Genomic DNA, 12,430 nt, shown 5'->3' with positions numbered 1-12,430 from the left:
GCCGTTTTTTCTGCAGCCTATGGAAGCGGGGCCACTACCAGCTCTACCTGGTCCGTATAAAACGCCACGTGTTCACGTATCAGCTCCATTGCAGGGTATGGATCTTGATAACTCCAGACCGCGTTCAAGCCGTTCCCGGGCTCGGGCCCAAGCGTGAAGTAAGTGGCTGCTCCTTTGTACGGGCAGTAGGTCTGATGCTCTGAACTTGTCATCAGATCCATCCGGGCATCTTCTCGAGGGATGTAGAACACGGTTGGGTAATTTGACTCGTCCAGTGCCAGCGCGCGGGTCGTGTGCGCGACTTCGATCCCTTTGAACAATACGGTCACCACGCTGGCACTTGGGGTGATCGTAATCGGATGGTCCGGTCCAGGTAGTTTCACGGTATGGCTCCTGTGCTTAGGCTCATGAGAAATGGCAAATGTGGCGGAACTCAGAATCTTAGGTTGACGGCCAACCAATACGGACGTACATATTGGTATCTCTACCTTACCTCATATCAAGGTTTATTCCATGTCCAACAACAGCTTTTCAAATCCCCCAGTCGTGCTTATTACCGGAGCACTGGCCGGGATTGGCCGGGCCACTGCCTTGGCCTTCGCGCACCAGGGTGCGAATTTGGTGATCTCTGGCCGAAACGCGGCCGCTGGAGCAGAGCTCGTCCGAGAAATCTCTGTTCTAGGCAACACCGTCCATTTCTTGCTGGCAGATGTCCGTGACGAGCAGCAAGTAATCAATCTTGTTGACCAGACGATCGCCCTGTTCGGCCACCTTGATGTCCTCGTCAATAATGCCGGCACTGAGGGCCAATGGGGCCCGCTGATCGACCAGACGGTGGAGGCTTACCACTCCATGTTTGATACCAACGTTCTAGGTACCTTACTCGGGATCAAGCACGGGCTTAGGGTGATGATTCCGCAAAAAAGCGGCGCGATCGTGAATCTGTCTTCGACGATGGGAAGTCGTGGTGCAGCAGGAGCCTCGTTATATGTGGCGACCAAACATGCGGTCGAGGGTCTGACCAAATCTGCCGCGCTGGAGGCCGCGCCGCATGGGATACGTGTTAATGCCATTGCACCTGGTCCAGTAGAGACCGCGATGCTAGGCCGGCTTGCCGGAACGGAAGATCGTAAAGCCGCAATGGCTTCTGCACTCCCCGCTGGCAGACTTGGGACACCGGAGGAGATTGCCGAAGCAATTGTGTTCGTTGCCTCTGAGAAAGCCTCATTCATCATGGGACAAATCATCCAGGTGAACGGTGGCAAGACGGCTTCATGATGACGGCGCCACGCTGTACGCGTGGCGCACATTTACCGCTAAGGTTCGGATATGAAAAAGGGATAGTCGACATAGCCTTTTTCGTCCCCGCCGTAAAAGGTATCCCGGTCGTACAGGTTTAATGGATACCCCTTAAGCAGGCGATCAGGGAGGTCAGGATTGGCAATGAAATCACGACCGAAGGCGACAAGGTCAGCATCCCCTTGAGCAATGATCTCCTCCGCACTGATGGCATCAAAACCGCCAGCGCTAATGATGGGCCCCTCAAACACCTTGCGAAGCTGCCGTGTTGCAACAGGCGCTTGATCCCGTTCTGGGATGATTTCGTTACCTCTGACACGCGGCTCGACTACATGCAGATAGGCGAGCGAGTAATCATTCAGCGTCTTGGCGATAAACGAGAATGTAGCCTGCGGAGTGCTGTCGGACATGCCATTGAAATCGCTGCTGGGCGACAGCCTTACGCCTACACGATCGTTGCCCCAGACCTCGATCACTGCTTCTAGCACTTCCTGTAGTAGCCTTACCCGATTGGCCAGCGTGCCCCCGTACCTGTCTTCACGCAGGTTGGTATTGTCCTGAAGAAACTGGTCAATAAGGTAACCATTGGCTGCGTGCACTTCCACGGCATCGAAACCGGCTGCTTTGGCGCGACTCGCTGCAACTTGATACTCATCTACAAGCTCAGCAATTTCTGCGATCGAGAGTTCCTTCGCGGGGCTTACCGGTACCCAGCCGTTGTGCGTGTAAGCGACCCCGTCGTAGGGCACGCTGGATGGCGCGACTGGCGGTCCACCTCCAGGCTGTAAATCACTGTGGGAGGTCCTCCCAACGTGCCAAAGCTGCAGCACAATTCGACTGCCTTTCTGGTGAACGGCGTCAACGATTTTACGCCAGCTATCTGCCTGCGCATCCGTGTATATGCCTGGGGCACCAAGATAACCGCGACCATTGGCAGCAACCACCGTCGCCTCCGTGATGATCAAGCCCCCTTTTGACGCGCGTTGGGCGTAGTAGGCTGCCATCAGGTCGGTAGGCACATCATCGGGACCTGCACGCATTCGCGTTAGAGGAGCCATTACCACTCGATGTTGTAGATCAAGGCTGCCTATTTTGGCGGGCTGAAACAACGCAGGCATGGGAGTTATCTCTCTTTAGCGTGTGAAGGAAACAGTGTTCACGATATCTACGAGAGGTCGGTAGGAGCGTCAATAGAAGGCGGGGACTTATAGGGTCAATCGGCTATATTGTGATTGTTTGATACAACGAATGATTGTTTGATCCAAATAGATAGATAGACAAATAGACAAATAGACAAATGTATAAACGTGCCAAGGCAGTATCGGGGGGAGCCTGCCGGCGTTCCATCGAGCATATGCTTATAGCGAGATTGGTCATCTCGGCGTCAGTGGTTACCCACAGCACCTTCGCCTTGAAAAGAGATTGCCTGTCTAAGACGCGGAGCAGCAAAGTCAAGAAAACTCCTAACCTTCAGAGGCAACAGCGTCTGCTCTTGGAACACAAGCGAAACGGGAAGCGACTCGGCCTCGTACTCTTTAAGCACCACTTGTAACTGTCCAGCAGCAAGGGCTCCTGCGGCCTGATAATGCAGCACCTGGGTCAGGCCGACGCCGGCAATTGCAGCATCCACAGCCGCCTCTGCAGTCGTTACTGTGAGCCTCGCACGAATCGGCGTATTGCGAGCAGCTCCGCTGGAAGGATCACGGAAACGCCATACCGTCGAAAGATGGACGTGGTCGACGCCGACACATGGCCGGTTTGCTAAATCGTCCGGGGTCTCTGGTGACCCATTCCCAGCCAGAAACTCTGGACTGGCGACCACTACCCAACGCATGTTCCCAACGCGTCTCGCAATCATATTGCTGTTCGGCAGAATCCCAATTCGCAGTGCAATATCCAGGTGATCGGAGACCAGATCCAAGCGGCTGTCAGATAAGGCGAGCTTCACGTTCACCTGAGGATGCATCGCGAGAAACTCGTTCACAATTGGCAGCAGTTGAACTCGACCGAATGTTAACGGGGCGGTGATCAGCAGCTCACCTTTAGGTGTCATGTACTCACCCATCGCACCTCGCTCAGCGGCGGTCACAAGCTCCAGAATTTGGCGAGATGATTGCAGATAACTCCTGCCAGCGTCTGTCAGCTCAAGCTTACGAGTGGTGCGCGCCAAAAGCCTTGTGCCTAGGTGGCGTTCGAGTTCGGCTAGCTTGCGGCTCAGCGTTGGGAGGGGGATGTTCAACTGCGCCGCAGCTGCGGAGAGCGTTCCACGCTCAACGACTTCGACGAAAATTTGAATAGCCTCCAGTTTGTCCATTCTCTCTCACCCAGTGAAAATATCATTCTCAAAAATACCGGATTATTTGAATCTCATAAGAAAAATATCCTAGCGCCGGCCCTTTACAGGGCTGATTGCGGTTGGCAATCGCTGCCGGTTAAACCGAATCGCCAGCTCACGCTTACGGAGACTCTGTATGAAATACTCAAAACTTGGGCGCACAGGATTGGAAGTGTCGCAGCTGTGTTTGGGATGCATGACCTATGGCGCCTCGGATCGTGGAGCACATGCATGGACATTGGGCGAAGAGCAAAGCAGGCCCCTCATTCGCCAAGCGGTGGAGGCAGGCATCAACTTCTTCGACACTGCTAACGTGTATTCGGACGGGACCTCAGAGGAAATCGTTGGCCGCGCGCTGAAAGACTTCACTCGCCGCGATGAGGTTGTTATTGCAACAAAGGTTCATCAGCGCATGCATCAGGGCCCGAACGGCGCAGGTCTGAGTCGCAAATCCATCATGCAGGAAGCAGATAACTCATTGCGCCGGTTAGGGACCGATTACATCGACCTTTATCAGATTCACCGCTTCGACTATGAGGTGCCTGTAGAGGAGACCCTTGAGGCTCTCCACGATCTGGTCAAAGCAGGCAAGGTTCGTTATATCGGTGCCTCATCGATGTATGCTTGGCAATTCGCGACGATGCTTAACGTGTCCAGGGCCAATGGCTGGACGCGCTTTGCGAGCATGCAAAACTACGTGAATCTGCTCTACCGTGAAGAAGAGAGAGAAATGATGCCCTTGTGCCAGGCAGAAGGAATTGGCGTTATCCCCTGGAGCCCATTGGCACGCGGCCGGCTTACCCGCCCTTGGAACGAAACAACTGAACGTAGCCAAGCAGACGAGTTTGGTAAAAAGCTCTACGAACACACAGCCGAAGCAGACCGTAAGGTGATCGAGGCAGTAGCAGCAGTGGCGAAAGCCCGCAGGGTGCCACCTGCTCAAATCGCGCTCGCATGGGTCGGCTCTCAGTCAGCAATTACAGCTCCAATTATCGGCGCATCGCGCCCCGGACACCTGGTTGACGCCCTCGCGGCGCTTGAGATCAGTCTCACAGAGGAAGAGCTAACCCAGCTAGAAGCACCATACGTCCCGCATGCCGTTGTAGGATTTTCTTAACCAACGGCGGATGAATGTCGACCCGCTGCTGTCTGGTTACCAGCCAGCAGCATTGTTCCATTGTGCCTTCAAAGTCATCCGCTGACAGACAACGCCTCAGAGACCGCCCTGCCCAGCACACTCCACCTCCACAGAGCGCTATGACTGCTGGCTACTGATGAGGGGCTGCTACAGGCTGCCGATTACCAGCGCACGAAGAACGTGCGCTGATGAAACGAATTCGTAAACCCTACAGAAATTGAGCCATGAAAGTCAGGGCACCCAAAATAACGAGGGCAACCTTCGTCGTTAGCATGATCGAGTCCTTTGCCACTTTCTTGAGCGAGATCTCGAGAGCGCCTGACGGCTTCACTCCGAGCCGTAAAAAATCCTTCACGAAATACAAGGTGCTTGCTGAAATTAATTTAGAAAACCAGAAATCAAACTTTGCCAGTGGATAGGGGATGATAAAGGCCATAGCTAAACCAACCAGTGCCGCTAACAGTTTAGTCTCCTCGAAATCTCGACCGGGAAACACCAGTTTCTGAACAATTTCCGGATGCCCGTTCTCCAGCATCGTCATCCCGTGATAGGCAATTGCTGGAAAAATGACCGGCAAATATGGCTTAAGCCTTCGATAAACCTCCAATCCGCGAGGCCCGTTGGAAAGTGACATAAATATAAAAATAGCAATTAAAAAAAACACAGCATGATTTTTTAAGAACTGTTCAAACAAGCCTGCAAAAACTAATAAACCAGCGACCGCAACGATTGAGCCATTGGCGACTTTCTCAGCCCATACAGACTCATTTAATGGCTTCACGAGAGGCCATACAGTTTCCAACTTTTCCGAAATACGATACAACCAACGATACCTCAAGCGTGATTCGGCATGAGTATCCACTTGCTGCACTTCATCATTCAACACGCCAATTACGCGGATCATGCAGACCAGAATCCCCAGCGCGGCCGCCATTACCCCAAAGATGACTGTTAACACTATTTGTCCTCCTTCGATACGATACTTTCGAGCTCATTTGCAACTTCATGTTTGCCGGTCTCTATTTTTTTTGCGGTACGGACGCTCCAGATGGCAAGAAGGGCATAAAGAACGGTATAGACGAAACGCAAGTCCTCGCCGATCAGTTCAGAAATCATCGGCGAGACAATATAGATAACTACAGCGGCGAAGCAAGTCCCTAGAATATGGAACACAAGAGCGAGAGCCAAACCCATACAAAACCCCAAAAACCAGATTATTCCGATGCACGAGTGCGCGGTCAGAATGTAAAATATTCGATAGCCACGTGATTAAATCCAAATTAAAACCGAACGATCTAAATCAACTCGACCTCCTTCAACGTAGCAAGGTTTTACCTGCATCGCTGCGGCAAGTAGATATAGCTTGCCAGCCCTCTCTACAGAACAAGGCAATAGCACGATCAGCACCTCCAAGCGGCGTCAGCTCATCCGTTCACCAGCGCCCAGGCAAAAAAGATACTTATCTTATCCATGTATCTATTCATCGGACTTGTCATTTTCCAACTTTCTAGCCGTGAGTACTACGCGCCCCCAGGGATGAGCCGCCTAAAACCTGGTGCTGACATCTCGCCAATCGGCATTACCCCATTGAGACATTTTAATGGCGTGCGAGTGAGTTTACCCCACTTGCACGGACATGCAACATGCGCTCAACAATCATCGACCAAGATCCACTACTCCTCTGTCATAAAAACGCTCAGACTGGTGAAGCAACTCGACATCATTCACCAACTCGTCACTGCGACCGAAACGCCTGAAAAACCTATTCAGATTACAAGCATATATTGTATAACCACCTTTATCAGAGCATTCAACATACAACCTGTTGAACCTAGCTATATGCTCTTCATAGACATCAAAATGCGGATGAACGATTCTAAAAAGGACAGGGTTGGCCGGGTAGTTCACGCGATGCGCGACCAACACAGGATCCGTTAAAGTCTCACGACTGGATTTATACTCATTACAATCCGCGCAGATTACGCAAAGGTTCTTGGGCTCAAACATAAACGCCAAATACTGAGACTTTGGGACTATGTGTTCGATAGGGGCTCCCGCGGCAGATCTCTCGGAGACAGGCCCCAAGCAATAGGCGCACACTAGTCGTTGAGAGTCCCGATAAAATTCTCTTATCTCTCGCCGCACGGGAAGCAAGTCATCATCCCCCCAACTCAAATGCGAATATTCGGGTGATGCTACCTTCGCACGAATCAGCGCCAGCGCTACACCACTTAATGTGACAGCTTCATTAATCATTGGCATAGTTTTGACACAACCGTTCTACTGATTGTATTAATTCCCTGACCGGGTCGGAGGAATCTAACTGTTGGTTGAACGCCATTAACCGACTCAGCTCATTGGCTGATGCAGCATCTAGGTGTTTGGCGGCCTTTACCTTAGCCAGCAAATTGAACGCAACCCTTGAAATATATTCATTCATTATCCCGGGAGCATCAAACAATTCCGCCAGCTGGAAATCGGCAGATTTTTCATAAAACTCTTCCGCCCTGTATAGCGCGCGCCGGGAGAGAGACGCGATATAACAACCGGCGCCTTTTAACCTAGCCACCACCTGCGGGGAGTGGGTGGCCACTACAAACTGACATCCTTTATAGCCGGAGAAAGTCGAAGTCAGTAGCAACATAAATTCTTCTTGCCATCTAGGGTGGAGGCTGATCTCAGGCTCATCAATCAAAACCAATGCCCCATCAACAATATGGCCAGCCACACCGAGAATTAGAACCAGCAAGCACTGCTCCCCCGAACTCGCTTTCTTTAGGGATAGCTCCCCATACCCTATTTTTATTAGCCTCAGATCCATAAGCCTCATGAGTCCAGCCCCCATCAGGACCAATAAAGCATGAATGTAAGAATTATCAGCCACTATCCCAGCCAAGGTGGACGTGGAGTCGATGAAGTCGACCTTCAGCTCGATTGCCCGCCGCCGAGTAATGATCTCATTTATCTTGACCATGGAGTTAAACACCTCCAGTCGCCTCCCTAAATGAAAACTCTCCAAAAGCTCGAAATATCTTTCATCAACCTGAATCCCATATTCCCGATCCAGGCGCCTGAGCTCGATCGCCAGACTGGTCCCTTCAATTCTCGCCGTATCGTAGTACTCATCAGTACCCAGCTTTAGATAACCCGGCTTAAACACGAACTCTGCCACGGGATGGAAGTTTAATGATTCAAAAACGGCTTGAAGGTCATGTCCGCCGATACCTATTACCAGTTTCTCCAGTAGCCCTTTGGAGGCAGATGAAATTAGCGAGACAGCCGAAGAGGCTTGAAACATGCCTTCACTACGCATTCCTACGTACCGATAGGTACTGGCGTCGGAGCCCCCTCGTTTGCGAGGACTTGGGAATTTATCGAATGGGCTGGTAGAAACGGCGATAACTCTCGGATGATAGTCCGCTGCGACACTGACCTTGGCGATTTCCGATAGTAATCTGCTTTTCCCAACACCATTCTTTCCGACAATTACGGTATAGATATTATCGTCGTCAGATATGTCGTCGTCTGGAACAAGCCTAATCAAAGACTGGTCGAAATCCAAGCTAGTTAGTCTGGTTACCATTTCTTAGGAATTCCTTTTCTCTAGAGTAGTAGCAAAGCCGTATGATCAACTGTATCTTTATCGATGGGGTTTCACTCTCGACGAGCCCACACCCCAATATCTTAATGCCTGCAGCTGTTTACAATAACCGTGGATGAGGTAGGCGTTCATAACTTTGGCCTGTGGGTCCGGTAGCGACGCAACACCCGATTCACCACGGAGCACATGCTTGAGGTACATCGGCTATCCCTCCAAGCTGTGTAGCAATGAGTTGGCCACAACACTGTACATCAAATAGCCTTTTGCCATCACTAAAAATCGCAGGACAAATGAGTTGCAGCTCTCCTCAAATGGATCTTTGGGGAGTACTTTCCGCTTTCAACGGCGCCATTCTCCGAACGAAACACTCGCGTCGACATACCCCATAGCCGACTGCACATCACGCCAACCCACATACTCCATCAAATCCTTCGTACTCCAAGCATCGCTATCAGCCCAGGTTGCAAACCCCCGCCTCAGTGAATGCCCACTGTAGGCCTCACCATTCAATCCATTACGGGCAAACGCGAGCCGCAGCAATCGAGACACACTGTTAGGGTTCAATGCCTTGACACCAACGTGCCCCCAGCGGTCAATTGATCTAAATACCGCTCCCCCCTCTAAACCGCTGACCCCGAGCCAAGCCTCATAGGCATCCACAGGGCACAAACGCTTTAAGGCCGGGACGCTAAAGTGTTGCCCTCTGTTATCGCGATCCGTCTTACCGCTCGCGATAGAGATGTTCAGCCCTTCCCCTGATCGAACCTGAATGTTCTCCACCTTCAGCCGGCACAGATCGTCTCCACGGAATGCCCGCCAGAAGCCCAGGAGGATCAACGCGTTATCTCTATAGGCGCGCAGCCGCACTGCGTTGTCGGACGACGTCATTTGTCGCTGTAGCCCTGCGGAACATTCCTCGAGGCTATGCAATCGTATCGCTTGCGCCTGTTTCACTGGTCGCGGGTGTTCAGCCTGAATACCGCGAAGCACATCGCGAACTCGAGATGCTTTGGTCGGATCACTGAACCCATGACGTTTGTGCCACTGCGCCAGTGCCGCCAAATGCGTGCGTAAAGTGGACGAGGATAAACGTTCTGCGTTATCCGCCAAGTATCGCGTCACGGTCTCGCTTGAGGCAGGCAGCAGACCACCCCACCCCGCTTCGAAATGGTCCAGCGCCTGGCGATAACGGCGCGTTGTGCTCTCGCGCCGTGCTGACTTCAGGTAACGATCAACTGGGTCGGTCATGCCACACAGCTCCCCGCGTACCGCAAAACAGCTCGAATATGAAGAAAAAGAGGGTGACGTTTGAGAATTCAGGATTCTCAAACGTCATCTCGTCGGCGGCGCTTCCGTCTCTCATGCATTTGTACACGTGTACTTACATACTGCATAAAACACCACGAAATCGTCGGAGTTATGTCCATGGCCCGCGGTGGCATCAACAAGGCGCTCGTCCAAATCGCACGCAGTGCGCTCCTCGCCCGCGGGGTACGCCCGAGCATTGATGCTGTACGTGTGGAATTGGGCAATACAGGGTCCAAAACCACCATCCAGCGGTACCTCAGGGAGCTCGGAGGCCCGGAAACTCCGGAGCCCGTGATGCCGTTGAATGAAGAACTGACGCATTACATCAGCAGTCTAGTCGAACGAGTTAGGCTCCAAGCCCACCAGGCGCTCGCCGCCGAACGAGCATCATTCGAACATGAGCAGGCAGCGGCTCGACAGCAACGGGAAGTGGAACAGGCCCGCCAGGAGCAGTTGCAGCAAGTGCATGCAGCATTGGTAGAGGCACGACAGGCAGGGTTGGCTCACGAAGAGACCCTTGTCAGCCAGCTGCAAAAGTCGGAGCTGGAACGGGAACGACTGCGGGAGGCGCATCAACAGCAATTGCGCCTGCTTGAGGAACGTGCGGCGCAGATCCATTCCCTGGAGGACAAATACCGCCAAGCCCAAGAGGCGCTCGAACACTACCGTGCGCAGCATCTACTGCAGCGTGAACAAGAAACTCAACGACACGACTTACAGGTCCAACAGCTGCAACGCGACATGCAAGTAATCCGAGATCGTTGGCTTGGATCGCAGCAAGAACTGAGTCAGTTATATCGTGATCTGGAGCGCCTGAACGGCGAACAAATGCACCATCGCCAGGAGAACCAACGGCTCGAACGCGCCTTCAACTCATCTCAGGATCGGCTTCAAACAGCGGAACAGGCGCGAGATGTCCAGAGCCAAGAGCTGCAAGCGGTCTTTGAAGAACGGGCAGCTCTCAAAGAAGCGGTCAGGCAGTCGCTGATCAGGCAACGTCACGACGCTCGACTGCTCAGGTCGCTGCGCAGCAAGCTTGAGAACTCTTCAGAATTACAGCTCGGCCAGGAACCTCATAAGGGAAACTAGGCGGAACACCCATCACTTTAACCGCGGTAACATTCAACGTTGATGTAAGACGGACGGCGCTATCTTAATTTTTATGTGACGAGCTATTCGCAATCTTGTCCCCCTAGACTCACAATTGCACCGCATCAGAATGCGAACAGACCATGGCGCATCGCGAGATGATTGATAAGGCAGTACAAGCGCACGGGATAGCGTTTTGCCCCGTGACGAGCGCTCCACCATCAATACGGACGGTTCGGAACCCGGCCTCATGCGCGTACAAAGCCCGGCGCCCAATCTGATCATCGGCCGTATTGAAAAGCTGACTTTCTTCCTCCAACTCGACGCTCCTAGCAACGCGCATAGGGTGTAAACCAGTCGCCGAGTATCGCGATAAAGCCCATTGCCCTCCCCCGAACAAAAACGGCCATTCTTCCGCCTCAAGCCACCGAATGAACCAAGCTGCACTAACGCCCGAAAAACTATCGTCTATACCTTGTCACTGCCGCCTCCAACTGAGCACAGATGTGCTCTCGCAAATATAACGGGGCGACTACTTGGACACTTTTTGCATATCCGAGCAGAAACGACCTCAACCCTTCAGTGTCCATCGTTTTGCAGATAAACTTCCACCCTTCGCGCGAACGTTCGAGCCTTTGATCTGATCCGATCTCATTTTCACTGAACATGTCGAGCATATCTTCCGATAGCGCTAGTTCAAGGTCGATTTTCTTGTCGTCGTGCATCATTCCTAACTCCTTCTGGATGCTTGGCGATCGGAGATCAAAACCCTCAGGCTCTGGTACGAATTCTCTCGCCTGCGTGACACTGACCATTCTATTGAGCATCAGCACACATACCGTGCCGGGGCCGCCGCTACTGTATTTGCCGCGAGGTTTATCTGGGTCAGGCTCTTTACCGTGCCATTTTTCCTTGCTCACAAACGCCACCAAGTAAACGTCGCAATCTTGATAGGCGAATGCCAGTGGGCACAGCGTGTATGAGCACTCGATATTGTCGGCCTGCCTCGGGCGATAACGAATCTGCAGGCTGTAATCTTCGATCATCGCAGTTTGAATGGCGGTCAGGTGTTCTGGTTTGTATCGACCAGGCTTTAGGATATTAAAGCGGGAACCTGTAAATACCCTATCTTCGACTGTCAGCCTGCCTACAGAATGGCGATGCAACGCGCCAGTGAGGTGGTCCCGCAGGATGCCAATTTCATCGGTACAGAGCCAAAAACCAAACTGCTCAGCATGTTGAAGCGCAGCAGCAACGGTCAATGACTCCTCAGGCGTGAAAGCCACATCCAAGCTTTGCCTTCTTATTGACCAGTACCACGAACGGTGATTGTCGCCGGTCTCGCCGGCATGGCGTACGATATATCCCACCTTCATAAGATCGTCTAGATCTCGGCGGGTGGTCCTCTGATTCACCCAACTTGCCCCCTCTACAGCCAACAAATTGTTCACGTCATCAGTGGACATGCGTCCGCCCCTACGCGTCAGAATCTTGCGAATCTCGAGTCTACGACTATCACGATGACCAGGGTCCACTTCTCTAGAAACGACTTTCTTCATTTCATAGCCTCGCTGACAAGGTAGGGGAAGAACAGCCTGCGTCTGGGCCTCAAGCGCTGCTGATGCCGGAATCTCTCACCACAGGCGTGCCATGATGGGCA

The 12,430-nt window shown here is 52.4% G+C and carries 11 protein-coding genes; 3 read left to right on the top strand and 8 right to left on the bottom strand.

Going from position 1 to position 12,430, the window contains the following annotated elements:
- Nucleotides 1-17: 17 nt before the first annotated feature.
- Nucleotides 18-383 carry a DUF427 domain-containing protein gene (locus ACWKWE_RS27525; RefSeq protein WP_483852279.1) on the bottom strand — a complete coding sequence of 122 codons (366 nt, stop codon included), beginning with the start codon at nucleotides 381-383 and terminating at the stop codon, nucleotides 18-20.
- 130 nt (nucleotides 384-513) lie between these two features.
- On the opposite strand from ACWKWE_RS27525, the gene ACWKWE_RS27520 reads away from it, so the two are divergent.
- On the top strand, nucleotides 514-1,278 hold the full coding sequence (locus ACWKWE_RS27520) for an SDR family NAD(P)-dependent oxidoreductase (RefSeq protein WP_483852278.1): 765 nt from the start codon (nucleotides 514-516) through the stop codon (nucleotides 1,276-1,278).
- A 38-nt stretch (nucleotides 1,279-1,316) separates the two neighbouring features.
- Here the strand turns inward: ACWKWE_RS27520 and ACWKWE_RS27515 are convergent, their stop codons facing one another.
- Complete coding sequence (locus ACWKWE_RS27515; protein WP_483852277.1) at nucleotides 1,317-2,417, bottom strand: alkene reductase; 1,101 nt, start codon at nucleotides 2,415-2,417, stop codon at nucleotides 1,317-1,319.
- A gap of 266 nt (nucleotides 2,418-2,683) precedes the next feature.
- Nucleotides 2,684-3,613 carry a LysR family transcriptional regulator gene (locus ACWKWE_RS27510; RefSeq protein WP_483852276.1) on the bottom strand — a complete coding sequence of 310 codons (930 nt, stop codon included), beginning with the start codon at nucleotides 3,611-3,613 and terminating at the stop codon, nucleotides 2,684-2,686.
- 157 nt (nucleotides 3,614-3,770) lie between these two features.
- On the opposite strand from ACWKWE_RS27510, the gene ACWKWE_RS27505 reads away from it, so the two are divergent.
- Complete coding sequence (locus ACWKWE_RS27505) at nucleotides 3,771-4,751, top strand: aldo/keto reductase (protein WP_483852275.1); 981 nt, start codon at nucleotides 3,771-3,773, stop codon at nucleotides 4,749-4,751.
- A 229-nt stretch (nucleotides 4,752-4,980) separates the two neighbouring features.
- Here the strand turns inward: ACWKWE_RS27505 and ACWKWE_RS27500 are convergent, their stop codons facing one another.
- The 4 genes from ACWKWE_RS27500 to ACWKWE_RS27485 form a co-directional block, all read right to left on the bottom strand.
- Nucleotides 4,981-5,730, bottom strand: coding sequence for a hypothetical protein (locus ACWKWE_RS27500; RefSeq protein ID WP_483852274.1), 750 nt, complete (start codon nucleotides 5,728-5,730; stop codon nucleotides 4,981-4,983).
- Nucleotides 5,730-5,966: a hypothetical protein gene (locus ACWKWE_RS27495; protein WP_483852273.1), complete on the bottom strand. Its 237-nt coding sequence runs from the start codon at nucleotides 5,964-5,966 to the stop codon at nucleotides 5,730-5,732. Before ACWKWE_RS27495 ends, ACWKWE_RS27500 begins: the two co-directional genes overlap by 1 nt.
- A gap of 1,054 nt (nucleotides 5,967-7,020) precedes the next feature.
- Nucleotides 7,021-8,334 carry an AAA family ATPase gene (locus ACWKWE_RS27490; protein ID WP_483852272.1) on the bottom strand — a complete coding sequence of 438 codons (1,314 nt, stop codon included), beginning with the start codon at nucleotides 8,332-8,334 and terminating at the stop codon, nucleotides 7,021-7,023.
- A 378-nt stretch (nucleotides 8,335-8,712) separates the two neighbouring features.
- Complete coding sequence (locus tag ACWKWE_RS27485) at nucleotides 8,713-9,621, bottom strand: tyrosine-type recombinase/integrase (protein ID WP_483852271.1); 909 nt, start codon at nucleotides 9,619-9,621, stop codon at nucleotides 8,713-8,715.
- Between the two features lie 177 nt (nucleotides 9,622-9,798).
- On the opposite strand from ACWKWE_RS27485, the gene ACWKWE_RS27480 reads away from it, so the two are divergent.
- A complete protein-coding gene (locus ACWKWE_RS27480; protein WP_483852270.1) occupies nucleotides 9,799-10,770 on the top strand; it encodes a DNA-binding protein in 972 nt (323 codons plus the stop codon).
- A gap of 461 nt (nucleotides 10,771-11,231) precedes the next feature.
- On the opposite strand, the gene ACWKWE_RS27475 is transcribed toward ACWKWE_RS27480, so the two are convergent.
- On the bottom strand, nucleotides 11,232-12,236 hold the full coding sequence (locus ACWKWE_RS27475; RefSeq protein ID WP_483852269.1) for a helix-turn-helix transcriptional regulator: 1,005 nt from the start codon (nucleotides 12,234-12,236) through the stop codon (nucleotides 11,232-11,234).
- Between the last annotated feature and the right edge of the window lie 194 nt (nucleotides 12,237-12,430).

The organism is Pseudomonas salicis (assembly GCF_057128705.1).
This window is presented reverse-complemented; position numbering and strand designations above follow the sequence as displayed.